Below are 15144 nucleotides of genomic sequence, written 5' to 3' on the forward strand. Positions count from 1 at the left end.
CAGAGGGATCAGAGCGGTCAGAAGTTGAGGAAGCTGAGGCTGGAGAAGATCCGCCTGTTGGGGTCCGTGTAGGCGTTGCGGCCATGGAGGTAGCGGCTGTTGTCGATGAACGCGAGGTCGCCGGGCTGCCAGGCGATCTCTTCGGTCACCCCCATGATCACGTCGTTGACCCGGGAGAGGTCCACCGCACGCGAGATGGGGGTGCCGTCGTCGAAGGCCATCGCGTCCCCGAGCGTGTTCTCGTGCTCGGTCATCAGGCTGTTGGCGAACGCGCGGTGTTTTCCGTACCGCGTGTCGACGACGGCGGAGCACACGTACTCCAGGTACACCGACTCGTCGTCGGTGACGTGGTAGGACACGCCGTCCAGGCCGGTGAGGGTGCGTTCGAGGTCGTCGAGCGTCGCCTGCCCGCCGAGGAAGAGCTGCCACTTGTCCTTCTCGTAGCGCTGGAAGAAGCGGATCTTCTTGGTCTCGAAGACGTCGCGCAGCTCAGCGCCCAGTCGCTCCCAGACCCGGACCCCGTCCCAGAGCAGCGTCTCGCCGCCGTCCTTCGACGGCGTCTCACAGCAGAACCAGAGCGCGTCGGGGCGGAACGGGGAATTCGCCTGTTCGCTGTGCGGTTCGACGAACCCCATACCCTCCAGGACCGCCTGAACGTAGCCGTCGCTGCCCTCGACGGTGGGGCGGAGGCGGTCCCGGTTGAAGCGGGTGCTGAACTTCGCGGCGAACTCGTGCATCCGCCGCGGGTCGGATATGTCGAACCCGCGGAAGATCAGGGCTCCTGACTCCTTGTAGATGTTCTGGATCTCGTCGACCGGCAACTCGAAGAGGTCGACGTCCTGGTTTGCGGATCGTTCGATGAGACGGGTTGAGCCGTCGCCGAGCGCCGAGTGCTCGATCGCCATAATCGCCTCGCAGTGTGTGTGCCTGGAAACCGGGACGGACAGTGCGGTGAGTGCGGGGCCGCTATGCGCCCAGGAAGGAGATGACCTGCCGGATCGTGGGGTACTTGATCATGTCGGTGATCGTGACGTCCCTGCCGGCCAGCGGCTTGAACTCGTTGTACACCTTCACGATCGACAGCGAATCACCGCCGACCTCGAAGAAGTTGTCGTCCAACCCGACCGAATCCACCCCGAGAACCTCCCGCCAGATCCGGTGCAGCGCCTCCGTGAGGCGCTCGGACTCTGTCACGGGTGCCGTGGACTCACTCTCGCCGATGAACGAGATGACCTGACTGATCGTCGGATACTTGATCATGTCGGTGATCGTGATGTCCCTGCCGGCCAGCGGCTTGAACTCGTTGTACACCTTCACGATCGACAACGAATCACCGCCCACCTCGAAGAAGTTGTCGTCCAACCCGACCGAATCCACCCCGAGAACCTCCCGCCAGATCCGGTGCAGCGCCTCCGTGAGACCGGCCGGTGCCGCACCCGGTGTGCTCGCTCCGGCCGCGGACGTCGCGGACACCACAAGCCCGGCCCGGTCGACCTTTCCGTTGGGCAGCCGAGGCAGTTCGTCGACGACCTCGATGAGTGAGGGAAGGGCGAACTCCGGGACGCGCCCGCGGACGAACTGACGCAGGTCCGCCGGTGAGGTGCCCGTGGCGCGCAGCACGACGTTGGCGACGATCTTCCGGTGTCCGGCATCGAATGCAGGGGCCCCCACGAGGGCGGCCTCGACAGCCGGGTGTTCCCGCAGCGCGGCCTCGATCTCACCCGGTTCGACGCGGTAGCCACGCACCTTCACCTGGTCGTCGATGCGGCCGAGCAGCTGGATCGTCCCGTCGGGCAGGTAGCGGGCGAGGTCCCCGGAGCGATACAGCCTGCCCGGGCCGAACGGATCGGGGATGAACCGTTCCGCGGTGAGCTCCGGCCTGCCCACGTACCCGCGGGTGACGCCGGGCCCGCCGATGCAGAGTTCTCCAGGGACGCCGACCGGAACCGGCTGCCTCCCCCGGTCCAGCAGGCGGATCCGGGTGTTGGCGATCGGTCGGCCGACCGGAACCTGGCCGGGAACGCGTGCGGGTCCGCAGCGCTGGACGGTGCACCAGACCGTCGCCTCCGTCGGGCCGTACTCGTTGAACAGGCCGACGGAGTCGAGCAGTTCGCCATGGCGGTCGACGAGGTCCTGGCGCAGGGGTTCACCGGCGAGGATCACGCACTCCAGGGAGGCGACCTCCTCCGGTCGCGCCTGGTCCAGGATCAGGTCGTACAGGGAGGGAACGCACAGGAGGTGGGTCGGCCTGCTCGTGGCCATGGAGCGGCACAGTGCCGGGATGTCGACGGCGTGCTCGGTGGGCGGCAGCACCAGCGCTCCGCCGGTGGTGAGCGTCCAGTAGATGCCGGCCACCGAGCTGTCGAAGGACAGCGAGGACAGCAGCAGATACCGCTGCGGCGGTGTGGAGTAGTAGTGCCCGCGTGCGGCGGTCGAGGCCACGAGGTTGTCGTGGGCGACCTGCACACCATGGGGCTTGCCGGTGGAGCCGGACGTGAACATCACATAGGCCAGGTCCTCCGGGGAGCCCGCGAGTTCCAGGTCGCGGCCGTCCCGGCGCGTGTACTCCTCGCGGATCCGGTCGAGGAGGATCTGCCGGGTGGCGGAGGCGGGCAGCCCCGAGGCGGTCTCGCTGTGCGTGAGCACCGCCACGGGGGCGGCATCCTCGATCATGGCTTCGAGCCGCCGGGGACCGTACGCGGGATCCATCGGCACGTAGGCGGCGCCCGCCTTCAGCACGGCGAGGACGGCCGTCAGCATGTCGGCCGAGGGCCGCAGCGCCACGCCGACCACCGCTCCCGGCTCGATGCCTGAGTCGCGCAACCACCGGGCCAGTTGGTTGGCACCGCGGTTGAGCTCGCCGTACGTCACCGATCGGTCGCCGTCGACGACTGCGGGAGCCTCAGGCGACCGCTCGACCTGCTCCTCGATGAGTTCGTGGATGCGGCGGCCCGTGGGAATCGGTGCGTCCGTGGCGTTCCAGTCCGAGACGACGGTACGCAGTTCCGGTGCCGGAAGGAGAGCAAGCGTCCCGATCGGCCGGTCGGGATGCGCGAGCGCGTCCTCCAGCAGCGTCAGGAAGTGCGTCCCGAGACGGCGGATGCCGTCGGTGTCGTACAAGTCCGTGCTGTACTCCCACACGCCCGTGAACGCGTCGCCTTCGGCGCGCAGTTGCAGCACGAGGTCGTACTTGGCCACGCCGATGTCGATCTCGTCGGGTGTGACCTTGAGTCCCCCGGGTTCGTGCCGTCGGTTCCCTGCCGCGTTCTCCAGGACCAGCATGGTCTGGAACAGCGGGTTGAAGCTGGGGGAACGCTCGGGCCGGACCGTGTCGACGACGCTCTCGAAGGGAACGTCCTGGTTGTCCTGCGCGGCGATCGAGGTTTCGCGCGCCTGGGCGAGCACGTCCCGGAACGTGGCGTCGGCGCCGATGTCTCCCCGCAGCACCACGGTGTTGGCGAAGAACCCGATGACCTGCTCCAGATCGGGGTGCTCACGGCCGGCCAGCGCGGTGCCGATCGCGATGTCCCTCTCACCGGTGTACCGGTGCAACAGGATCTGCAGCGTGGCGAGCAGCACCATGAATGGCGTGGCTCCGCCGTGCCGGGCGAACTCGGTGACGCCGCGGCCCAGGTGTGCTGGAACGGCGAACGGTTCCCGTGCGCCGTCGTGCGAGATGACCTCCGGTCGCGGCCTGGCGATCGGGAGCTGAAGGACCGGCGGGAGGCCGGCCAACTGCCGCCGCCAGTAGGCGAGCTGCGCGTCCAGGTCCGGGGCGTCCGGCCGGTTCCGCTGCCAGGCGGCGAAGTCCGCGTACTGGATGACGGGTTCACCCAGCGGTGACGGCCTGCCCGCGCTGAACGCCGCGTAGAGCGCGACGAGTTCGGCGCGAAAGAGATCGGTCGACCAGCCGTCGGTGACGATGTGGTGCGCGACCAGCACCAGGACGTGCTCCCGCGGAGCCAGACGCAGCAGCGACACCCGCAGCAGCGGACCACGGGCCAGGTCGAACGGCTGCCGTGCCTGTTCCACGGCCAGCGCGTGCGCCTTGGTGTCCTGCTCGTCGGCGGGGAGCCCGGTCAGGTCGGTGACCTCGAGCGGGACCGGCCGCGGGTCGTTGATGTGCTGGACGGGCCCGTCGGCTGACGCGGCGAACGTCGTGCGCAGTGACTCGTGCCGCCGGACGATCTCGCTCAGCGTGTCCCGCAGCACCGGCACGTCCAGCTCCCCGGTCAGCCTCCACGCCGCCGTCTCGTTGTACGTGGCGAGGCCGGGGCGGATCTGGTCCATCAGCCAGAGCCGCTGCTGGGTCGTCGACGCGGCGACAGGTGCCGGGGAGCGCCGGCGCGGTATGTGGTCCTGGTGCCCGGTGGTGGCCTGCTTCCGGAGAACGGCGAGCAGCCGTTCCCGCTCCGCGGGGGAGAGGTCCTCGGCGGAGGCGTGAAGGTCCGTCATGGTGTCGGTTCCTAGTCCTCAGATTTCGGCTTCTAACGGTCAGCGCTCGCTCTTCACCTGTCTGATCGCCTCAGCGACCGCATCCGGATGCGCGTTCGTGAGCAGCGCGTCGTCCACGACCTTCGCCAACGCCTCCAGCGTCGGGTGCTCGTAGAGGGTGCGTGCGGGCAGGTGGATGCCGAAGGCGTTGCGCACGCGGGTGACGAACTGACTGCCGAGCAGGGAGTCGCCCCCCAGCTGGAAGAAGTCGTCCGACGCGCCGATGCGGTCGATTCCCAGCAGTCCCTGCCAGATGTCCGTGAGCATGTGCTCCGTCGTGGTGCGCGGCGGGACGTAGGCGGCGTCCTGCTCCGGCCGTGCCTGCTGCCGCACGGCGGATTCGTGCTCGATCGCCTCGAGATAGACCTGGGAGAGGTCCCGGCGCGGGTGGTCGAGCACATCGAGGTAGTCGGAACTCGTCACGTACACGTGCGTCAGGCCGCTCGCCAGGATGCGGCTCAGGGCGTCGACGCCCTGGTGTGCCAGGATGCCGCGCTCCGCCAAGTCGGCGTGCTTCAGCTGCTGCAGCACCTTCGGCCCCGCCGCGTCGTAGGCCATTCCGCTTCCCTGCCACACGTCCCAGTTGACGCAGGTCGCCAGGGTGTGGTGGGCCGCGAGCTCGCTGTGCACGAACGAGTCCAGGAAGCAGTTCGCCGCGGCGTACGCGGCCTGCCCGAACCCCGGCTTGCGGGAGGAGAGCGACGAGAACAGCACGAAGAAGTCCAGGCTCTTGTCCTTGAACAGTTCGTGCAGCACCAGCGTGCCGGTGACTTTGGGTGCGAGCACGGCTTCGAAGTCCTCGAAGGTCTTCTGGGCGATCGAGCCGTCGCCCAGCACACCCGCCGAGTGGATCACCCCGTTGACAGGCCCGAACCGCGCCTCGCCGGTCTCGACGACCGTGCGCATCCGCTCGGCGTCCGTGACGTCGGCGGCCATCACCAGGACGTCCGGCCTGCCCTCGTACCAAGGGGCGGTGTCTCCGGACGTGTGGTCCGGCGCCGAGCGTCCGACCAGGACGACCTTCGCTCCCACGGTGGTGACCAGGTGCTGCGCGATGCTGGTGCCTATGGTGCCCAGGCCGCCGGTGATGAGGTACACGCCGTTCTCGCGCAGCACCGTCCGTCCACCCGGGTCCTCCAGGGAGACCGGGGCGACCGTCTCCACCCACCGGTGTCCGCCGCGGTAGGCGACGACCTCGTCGGACGGCGCGGCGCGGACCTCGTCCGCGAGCTGGGCGGCGACCAGCGCGAGCCGGTCCGGCTCCTGGCCGCCCAGGACGATGTCCACACTGCGGCTCGTGACGTCGGGGTACTCCAGTGGAATCACCCGGGACGGACCCAGCAGGAGGGACTTTCCGACGTCGGTGCGCTCCCCCAGCACGTCGTGCATGCCCGTGGAGACGACGGTGAGGTCGACCGGCCGGGACAGGCCCCGCTGGTCGACGGCCTTGGCCAGCGCGATGAGGCTCCGCCAGTCCCGTCCCGCCGTCGGATCCTCCGGTCCGGGTTCCGGTTCGCCGACGCCCCACATGTGCACGATGCGGGTGGGGAGCCGGTCCTCACTCGCCAGGTCCGCGAGGAGGAGTTCGTGGTCGGCGACCACGTGGGGTCGTACCTCGTACGTCGACGCGTCGCACCGGCGGTATCCCGGTCCCCGGCGCACGGTCACGACGGGCTGCTCCTGCCGGCGGAGGTGGCTCAGGAACGCGTCGTCCATCGCGGATTCCTGGCCGAGGACGAGCCATGTCCCGGACGGTGCGGCCGGCTCGCCGGCCCGGCGTACGGCGGCGGTCCGCTTCCAGGACGGCACGCGGAACCATTCGGTGACGTCGTTCCGCTTGCGCAGTCCCTCGCCGCCTGCGGCACCGGAGACCGGCGCACCGTGCGGTGCGGACGGCGCCTCGGCGACGATGACGTGATGTCCCAGCGCATCGTCGTCGAGTGTCGACGCGGTGTGCGCGAACACGATGGACAGGCGCCGTTCCCACTGCTCCCGGGAGAGGAACGGCGCGCTCCGGGTGCGGTCGTGATCGGTCACCTGCCCCATGAGGAGGCTGTAGCTGAGGGCGAAGTCGAGGGTCGGCGTGGTGATCTCGGCCAGCAGCAGGATCCCGCCGGGTGCGAGCAGCGAGCGGACGTGCTCCAGGGTGCGGGTGAGGTCGCCGGTGGCGTGCAGGACGTTCGCGGCGATGACGACATCGAAGGTGCCGCTCCGGAAGCCCTGTGCGGCGGGGGGCTTCTCGATGTCGAGCTGCTGGGCGCTGAACCAGGGCAGTTCGCCGTAGCGTCGCCCGGCGCGGGACACGAACGTCTCGCTCACGTCGGTGAAGACATACTGGTGTGCTCCGCTCTCACCGGCGAGCACCTCGGTGAGCTGGGAGGTCGTGATACCCGTGCCGCCGCCGATCTCAAGGAGTTGAAGGCCGTCGGCCGCTCGTGGCGTCTTCAGGACACCGGCGACGGCACGTCGTATCACTGCGGCGTACTCCGTGCCGAAGATCTCGCCGGGCTCGGCGAAGGCCCGGTCCAGCAGGGGGGTGAACAGGTCGACCGGGTCGGCCTCACCCCGCAGCGCCTCGGCGGCCGCGGTGCCGCACCGCTGCACCAGCTCGACCTCCGGCTCCCCGGGCCACGCCTGTCGGGCCTGGCGCAGCAGTTCGTCGAGCTCGTCCGGTGCGTACGCGGTCAGCCCGGTGATGCGCCCGGCACTGTCGCGCCGCAGACGGTCACGCCTGGTCAGCTCGTCCAGCCATTCGTTCAGCAGCGGGCGGTAGGCGGGAAGGACCCGGCACCGCCGGACGAACTCCCCCTGCTCGACGGCGGAGCCGTGCGGGCTGTCGGGCGCGAGCTTGTGGACCGCGTCGGTCATGTAGGCCGCGCTCAGCCGGTCCAGTGCCGCGGTCTTGGCCTGGCGCTGGGCGAGGTCGCACGCGTTGAGCCGGGCACCGGCCTCTTCGCGGCCCTCCCGTACCGCCGTGGTGAACAGGTCATTGCCGGGTGCCGTGGCCCGGTGGGGAGCGATCCAGTGCCGTTGCCGCTCGAAGGGGTAGGTCGGCAGAGGGACCCGCCGGCGCCCCCCGGTCGGGTGCAGCGCCTCCCAGTCCAGGTCCACGCCCGAGGACCAGAGCCACCCGAGCGACCGGAGGAACACCACGTCGTCCGGTTCAGCCGCGGTCCGGCGCGGCAGGACCGGCTGGGCGACGCGGCCGGGGTCAGCGGCGGGATGACGCCGGGCCAGGCCGGTCAGGGTCTCGCTCGGGCCCACCTCGACGAGGACGTGATCGGTCTCCTTGAAGACCCGTTGCAGGCCGTCCGCGAACCGCACCCGTGCGCGCAGGTGCGTGACCCAGTACTGGGGGTCGGTCGCCTGCTCGTCCGTGATCCAGGTGCCGGTGACGCTGGAGAGGAAGGGAACCCGCGGTGGCCGCAGCCGGATCCCGGCGAACTCCCGGGCGAAGGGTTCGAGGACGGGTTCGACCATCGCGGAGTGGGACGCGTAGGAGATGCGCAGGACCGTCGCGTCGACGTCCCGTGCGGCAAGTGCCTCCCGCAGCTCTTCCACGGAGGCGCGGGGACCGGCCACGACGCACGAGGTGGGGTGGTTCACCACGGCGATCGACAGGTCGGGGCCGAGGAGCGGCTCCAACTCGCCGGGTTCCAGCGGGACGGCCATCATGGAGCCGCCCGGGAGCTCCGCCAGCAGCCGCCCGCGGGCCACCACCAGGGAGAGCGCGTCCTCGAGCGTGAAGACCCCGGCGAGGGCCGCGGCGGCGTACTCTCCGAAGCTGTGCCCGACTCCGGCCGCCATGGGCACACCCAGGCGCATCAGTGTCCTGGCGAGCGCGTACTGCACGACGAACAAGGCGGGCTGTGCGTTGCTGGTGCGGGTCAGTGCCGCGTCGTACTCGTCGACACGGCTCTCGTCCTGCGGATGGATCAGCGCACGCAGGTCGAGGCCGTGCCGGGAGCGCAGCAGATCGAAGCACCGGTTGGCTTCCTCACGGTAGGTGCTGTGGGTCGCGTAGAGCCTTCGTGCCATGCCGACGTGCTGTGAGCCCTGTCCGCTGAACATGAAGGCCACCTGGCGGCCTTCCAGGAAGGCCGGGCCCGGCTGTGCCGACAGGGACGCGCTCAGCGCCCGGACCGCCTCGTCGACGGTGCCGGCCACGACGGCCCGCCGGTGGGCGAAGGCCCGGCGGCCGCCTTGCAGGGTGTACGCGATGTCGGCGACCCCGAACTCCTGGCCCTGGCGTAGGTGGTCCCGCAGCTCTTCGGTACGCCGGTCGAGCGCCGCCGCGGTGCGCGCGGACAGTGGCAGGAGCTGCGGTGCGGTGCCGGGCGCCGTCCGCCGGACGGCGGGTGCTTCTTCGAGTACGACGTGTGCGTTCGTACCGCCGATGCCGAACGAGCTCACACCGGCACGGCGTGGCGCTGTGCCGGTGTCCCACGCGGTGGCGGTCGTGTTGACATGGAACGGGCCGGTCGTGAAGTCGATGGCCGGGTTCGGCCGCTCGAAGTGCAGGCTGGGCGGGATCGTCTTGTTCTTCAGTGCCAGGACCGTCTTGATCAGTCCGGCGACTCCGGCCGCGGCGTCGAGGTGGCCTATGTTGGTCTTCACCGAGCCGAGGGCGCAGTAGCCCGTCTTGTCCGCGCCCGCGTTGTCCGTGCCCGCGTTGTCCGTGCCCGCTCGGAACGCGTCGGTGAGTGCGGCGATCTCGATGGGGTCGCCCAGTGCGGTGCCGGTGCCGTGTGTTTCGACGTAGGTAATGGTCTCGGGGCTGAATCCGGCTAATGCCTGGGCTTCACGGATGACCGCCGACTGGCCGTCGACGCTCGGCGCCGCGTAACCCGCCTTCGACGACCCGTCGTTATTGACGGCCGCTCCCTTGATCACAGCATGGATGTGGTCACCGTCGGCGAGCGCGTCCTCGAGCCGTTTCAGCAGGACGACACCGGCGCCGCTGCCGATGACCGTGCCGTCCGCCGACGCGTCGAAGGCGCGGCACTGCCCGGTACGCGAGAAGATGCTGCCTTCTTGATGGAGATAGCCGGCTTGGGGTGTCCGGATGGACACACCGCCCGCGAGCGCCATATCGGATTCCTGCGACAACAGGGACTGACAGGCCTGGGCGACGGCGACAAGGGAGGTCGAACAGGCGGTCTGTACCGTCATACTGGGACCGGTGAGTCCCAGTTTGTACGAGACACGCGTGGCAAGGGTATCGCTCTCATTGCCGAGAAGGGTGCGCTGTAACGCCCCTGGTTCCAGGAATTCAGGATGGCTGGCGACATTGCGCAGGAAATAGCTGTTCCAGCCAGATCCCGCATAGACGCTCACCGGGCCGGGAACGGCCTTCGGGTCGTAGCCGGCATCCTCGAAAGCCGTCCAGACGCATTCCAGGAAGAGCCGGTGCTGGGGGTCGAGCACCGCCGCCTCGCCGGGACTCATGCCGAAAAATGCGGCATCGAAGAGATCGCTGCCGTCCAGAACACCGTGCGCGGGGACGTAGTCGGGGTCCGTGAGCAACTGCGGATCCTCACCGGCGGCGATCAGGGTTCGTTCGTCCAGGCGGACTACCGCCTCGGTACCGGATTCCAGCAGGCGCCAGTACTCGTCGGGCCCATCGGCACCCGGAAATCGACAGGACATGCCGATGACCGCGATTCCATCGATCGAATTCACAGACGATACTCCTGACAGATCCATTGCTCATGCAGCCGTCACGGCACACAGAGCCGTCGTGCGACTCTGCGCGGACAGAACCCCCGTCACCTGCGGTTTCCGGAGGTGGACAGCCTGACGGGATGCGAGGACGACATGATCAGGTGATGGCGGTACGCCGTCGGCAGCCGGCCGTGCGGTGTCGAGCAGCGATCCCCGGGGGAAGCGGCGAAAACCCTGCGGGAAAAATGAAGGAGATTCAGCGACGGCATTCAGCAGCGGCAGCACTTCGGCACCCGCACGATCACTCAGGCGACGGTGCCACGCCATGCATGAAAGCGCACGCCTCATGAATCTCAGCAAGACATAGCGTCAACAATGTCCGCAACTGATGGAAATCTCACTCCGTCTCTTCGTGCAATGCTGATGAACTTCGCAGTCATGGATTGCCATATAGCGGTCGGCGATGACAAGATCACGTCCTGGTATGCCGGTTGCACTACTGAGAGACTGACTGAACCGCTGGGCCCGTGATGTACCGGGCCGGTCACTAGGATAGACCGCTGACCGGCCGATGACCTGGTACAGATCCCAGCATGGCCGAAACCACCCGGTGCACAGGACACGTAACCGCACGAAGAACCGGAGGGCACGCATCCACGAAGCCCGGCACCCGGGCAGCATTGGCTGAAACGTGATTGATACACGCATCCGGCACCGCAGACACGACCGAGCATGGCGCGCCTTCTGGAGCGGATCCGTAGGCCGCGCCGGCTGGAGGGATCCGGACATGGGATACATGAGACGGGCAGGCGGTGTGGTTTCCTGCCTCATCTTCTTACTCTCGACCGCACAGGTCGGGCACGCAGATTCCGTTCGCCGAAGTGACAGCAGGCCCATCGCGACGATCCGGTACACCGAGCACGGGATACCGCACATCACCGCCCTGGATCACCGAGGGCTCGGCTACGGATTCGGTTACGCCAGTGCCACGGACAACGTGTGCACACTCGCCGAGACGTATATGACGCTCGATGCGCAGCGCTCCCGGTTCCTCGGCCCGAAGGCGCCGGCCGCGCCTGGTGTGACCACCGCGGAAAACAGCCTCAACAGTGATCTGCATTTCCAGCGGATCAACGCCGGCTCTGTGGTCGACGCGTACGCGAAGGTCGCGCCTCGGCCGATCCGCCAGTTGGTCCGTGGATATACCGAGGGTTACAACCGTTTCGTGCGGAGCGACCGAATTCGTGATCCGGCGTGCGCCAAAGCGCCCTGGGTCCGTCCCATCACCGAGCGGGACGTCTACCGGTACATGCACGCGATCGCGCTCCTCGACGGCAGCGGTGCGCGCATCGACGATCTGGTGAGCGCCCGTCCGCCCGCCGGGCCACGGGCCGGGACCACGGCGACGGCCACGGCGACCGCCCTGGTGAAGGGCGTCCGTTCCGGCGGCCAGGGCAACGGCAGCAACGCGATCGCGGCAGGAGCCGCGGCCACGACGTCCGGTACGAGCGTTCTGCTGGCCAACCCGCACTTCCCGTGGCGTGGTGCGCTGAGGTTCTGGCAGAGTCACCTCACGATTCCGGGCGAACTCGATGTGTCCGGCGCGAGCCTGCCAGGACTTCCTGTCGTTCTGATCGGCCACAACGCCGACGTGGCGTGGAGTCATACGGTGTCCACCGCGGCGACCACCGGGCTGTTCGAGGTGCCCACCGTGCCCGGATCGCCGACCCGGTACCTGGTCGACGGCGCACCGGTGAAGATGACCCCGCACAGGGTGTCGGTCAAGGTGCGCAAGTCCGACGGTTCGCTGGGAACGGTCAGGCGCACGCTGTGGTCGACCCGGTACGGCCCTGTGATCAGCGGCCTGTCCGGTGCCCCGCTGCCCTGGGGGAAGTCAGCGTATGTACTGCGCGACGCCAACTTCACCAATCTGCGCCTGCTGGAGGTGTGGCTCGGCATGGCCAAGGCGCGCTCGGTCGCGGACATCCAGGCGGTGCTGTCCCGCACGCTCGGCGTCCCGTGGACCAACACCGTGGCAACGGACCGAGCAGGGCGGGCGCTGTACACGGACACGCAGGTCGTGCCGCACATCACGGACGAACACGCGGCCCGCTGCAACACCCCGCTGGGCGCGGAGGTCTTCGCGCGGACCGGGGTGGCCGTTCTGGACGGATCGCGCAGTTCCTGCGCCTGGGGAACGGACCGGGACGCCCGCGAGCCGGGACTGCTCGGCCCGGGCCGACTGCCGACGCTCACCCGCCACGACTTCGTGGCCAACGCGAACAACGCTCCCTGGCTCGCCAATCCGGCGGCGCCACTGACGACGTATCCCCGGGTGGTCGGCGCTGTCGCGGCAGAACCCTCGATGCGTGCGCAGCAGACACTGCACACCGTGCAGCGCCGCGTGGCCGGCACGGACGGGTTGCGCGGCAAAGGGTTCTCCGCCGAGACCATGCGGGAGGCGCTGTTCGCCGACCGGAGCAGGGTCGCCGAGATCAGCAGGGCGGAACTCCTCCGGATGTGCGCGGCGTTCCCCGACGGCAAGGCGCCGTCGCACAAGGGCCCGGTGGACGTGAGCGACGGCTGCTCGGCTCTCGCCCGGTGGAACGGCGACTACCGGCTGAGCAGCGAAGGAGCGCTGCTGTTCAACAGATTCGCGCTGAAGCTGAGTTCCGTGCCCGGCGGTCCCTGGCGCGTCCCCTTCGACCGCACCAGGCCGCTCACCACCCCCCACACCCTTGCGATCGAGCGTCCAGAGGTGCGGCTCGCCTTCGGAGACGCGGCGCGGGACCTCGCGGCGGCCGGCGTGGCACAGGATGCGCCGCTTGGTGAGAACCAGTACCTGACCCGTAAGGGCAGCCGCATACCCATCCACGGCGCTCCGCACGAACTCGGCGTCCTCAACGTGATCAACTCCGTCTGGGGACGAGGGGGCAACACAGACGTCGTGCACGGCTCGAGCTTCATCCAGGTCGTCGAGTTCGGCAGGAAGGCCGGACCCCGGTCCTACTCCCTGCTGACGTACTCCCAGACCGCCAACCCGAGATCGCCGTACTACGACGACCAGACCGCTCTGTACTCCAGAGGGACATGGGTGCGTGAACGGTTCACCGAGCACGAGATCCGCTCCTCGCCGGAGCTGAGGACCGTCCGTCTATCCGGCTCCACGAGGTGAGCCGCGAGGGGAGCAAGGCCAATGTCGTCTGAGGAAAAGATGTCGTCTGAGGAAAAGCGGTCGACCGCGCAAGAGTTGTCGTCCGACAAGACGCCGCTCGGGCAGAATCCGACCGACCACGATCCGGAGTCCACCCGTGCGGGAGCGACTCCTTGGCTCAAACCACTCACGGACGGCCATGGCAGGGCCACGCTGTTCGTGCTTCCGGGCGCCGGCGCCTGGCCCAGCAGCTACCGGAAGTGGCAGAGCCTGATACCCGCCGGCCTCGACGTCACCGTTGTCCACACCCCCGGGCGCGAGGACCGCATCTCGGAAGAGCCCTATACGGACGTGTCCCCCCTCGCGGACCGGATCGCCAAGCACCTCACGCACCTCATCGGTCACGCGGACCGTCCCTACGGGATCTTCGGGCACAGCACGGGCGCCTTGATCGGTCGCGAAGTGCTGAAACGCGTCGCTTCTCCCGCATCGCGTCTGCTCGCCGTCGCGGCTTCCCCCACCCCCGAGCTGCTCCGCATCGCCCCTGCCGACAGCAGCGACGACGACCTCCTGGGCGCCATGGCCAGGTGGCAGGGCACGCCGCGGGAGATTCTCGCCGATCCCGAGATAGCCGCGGCGTTTCTGGCACCGCTGCGTGCGGATCTCGCGGTGGCCACCAGTTGCCGCAAGCCGCTGGCCGAGGACGAGGTGCTGGACGTGCCGATCATCGGTTTCGCGGGTACGGCCGACGAAGGCACCCCGACCGAGGCCGTGGCCGCCTGGAAGGACTGGACATCGGGTCCGTTCGACCTCCATGTGCTCGACGGCGGCCACTTCTTTCCGCTGACCGCCGGTGAGGAGATCCTCGGGACCATCGCGGAAAGACTGCTCCCGTAGCGCAGTCGAGCCCTTTGAGCGTCGTCACTGACGGGCTTCCGGCGCCTGCCCGGGCAGGCGCCGGACAGGGACGCGGTCCGAATGCGCGCACGCGGACGTCGGGCGTGCACCCGCCGCGAGCAGGACCGCCTCCACTCTCTGATCCATAACTCCGCGGCGCCGCGGTCGAGGAGGGCTGCGCAGCCCTCTGCATGCACGCCGGGAGCCACGCCACGGCCCGTCCGCAGCGCTTCGCCATCCACACGCCACGCTGCCGACACAACCGCAGGTTGTTGCCGACCGTCGTCAAGGTTGTTTGATCGCGCACTCCGAGGGTGGTGGGATCGCCGCATGTCCACTCGCACAGACCACGTCATGTACGTACAGACACCGGAATTCGCGCGCCACGTGGAGCGCATAGCGGAAGTCACCGAAGCGACGTCCCGGCTGAACGTGCTGCCGTTCAGCGACACCGAAGCCCGTGCCGAACTACTTTCCGTTGTGTTCGGCGGCCCGCTCCCCAAGTCGGTGACGATCTACCCGCCGTTCTTCACCGAGTACGGGCTGAACACGGCGTTCGGGGAGAACGTCTTCGTGAACCAGGGGTGCACGTTCATGGACAAGGGCGGCATCCGCATCGGCGACGGTGTCATGATCGCTCCGAAGGTGAGCCTCATCACCGGGGGCCACCCCCTGCCCCTCGCGGAGCGCCGCGAGTACCTGTCCTTCGCCCCGATCGTCGTCGAGGCCGACGTGTGGATCGGGACGGCTGCCGTGGTCCTCCAGGGAGTGACCATCGGCGCCGGTGCCGTGGTCGCCGCCGGCGCGGTGGTGACGCGCGATGTCCCCGCCCGCAGCCTGGTCGCGGGAGTTCCCGCCCGCGTGGTCAAGACGTTCGACTGAACCGGGCCGGGCCGCCGGTGCGGCGCGGGGACCACGCGATCGGGGCGGACCGC

Annotated in this window: 6 protein-coding genes; 3 read left to right on the forward strand and 3 right to left on the reverse strand. The window is 68.8% G+C overall.

Going from position 1 to position 15144, the window contains the following annotated elements; all coding sequences use genetic code 11:
- Positions 1–17: 17 nt before the first annotated feature.
- The 3 genes from QK440_RS10665 to QK440_RS10675 form a co-directional block, all read right to left on the reverse strand.
- Positions 18–905 carry a TauD/TfdA family dioxygenase gene (locus tag QK440_RS10665; protein WP_282792785.1) on the reverse strand — a complete coding sequence of 296 codons (888 nt, stop codon included), beginning with the start codon at positions 903–905 and terminating at the stop codon, positions 18–20.
- Positions 906–966: 61 nt separating this feature from the next.
- Positions 967–4455 (reverse strand): amino acid adenylation domain-containing protein, encoded by a 3489-nt coding sequence (locus QK440_RS10670; protein WP_282792786.1) that lies wholly within the window; start codon positions 4453–4455, stop codon positions 967–969.
- Between the two features lie 39 nt (positions 4456–4494).
- The gene (locus QK440_RS10675) at positions 4495–10176 is read right to left on the reverse strand and encodes a type I polyketide synthase (protein WP_282792787.1); all 5682 of its coding nucleotides are present in this window, start codon (positions 10174–10176) and stop codon (positions 4495–4497) included.
- Between the two features lie 673 nt (positions 10177–10849).
- On the opposite strand from QK440_RS10675, the gene QK440_RS10680 reads away from it, so the two are divergent.
- The 3 genes from QK440_RS10680 (at position 10850) to QK440_RS10690 (ending at position 15091) form a co-directional block, all read left to right on the forward strand.
- The gene (locus tag QK440_RS10680) at positions 10850–13333 is read left to right on the forward strand and encodes a penicillin acylase family protein (protein WP_282792788.1); all 2484 of its coding nucleotides are present in this window, start codon (positions 10850–10852) and stop codon (positions 13331–13333) included.
- 21 nt (positions 13334–13354) lie between these two features.
- The gene (locus QK440_RS10685) at positions 13355–14209 is read left to right on the forward strand and encodes an alpha/beta fold hydrolase (RefSeq protein ID WP_282792789.1); all 855 of its coding nucleotides are present in this window, start codon (positions 13355–13357) and stop codon (positions 14207–14209) included.
- 354 nt (positions 14210–14563) lie between these two features.
- A complete protein-coding gene (locus QK440_RS10690; protein WP_282792808.1) occupies positions 14564–15091 on the forward strand; it encodes a DapH/DapD/GlmU-related protein in 528 nt (175 codons plus the stop codon).
- The last annotated feature ends 53 nt before the right edge of the window (positions 15092–15144 follow it).

Origin of the sequence: Streptomyces sp. CC224B (assembly GCF_030010595.1) — a bacterium.
Lineage (GTDB): Bacteria > Actinomycetota > Actinomycetes > Streptomycetales > Streptomycetaceae > Streptomyces > Streptomyces longispororuber.

Bases quoted from the DNA above. Each gene is read 5' to 3' on its own strand.
- QK440_RS10690 (WP_282792808.1), top strand. From the start codon at position 14,564: ATGTACGTACAGACACCGGAATTCGCGCGCCACGTGGAGCGCATAGCG.
- QK440_RS10670 (WP_282792786.1), bottom strand. From the start codon at position 4,455: ATGACGGACCTTCACGCCTCCGCCGAGGACCTCTCCCCCGCGGAGCGG.
- QK440_RS10665 (WP_282792785.1), bottom strand. From the start codon at position 905: ATGGCGATCGAGCACTCGGCGCTCGGCGACGGCTCAACCCGTCTCATC.
- QK440_RS10685 (WP_282792789.1), top strand. From the start codon at position 13,355: ATGTCGTCTGAGGAAAAGATGTCGTCTGAGGAAAAGCGGTCGACCGCG.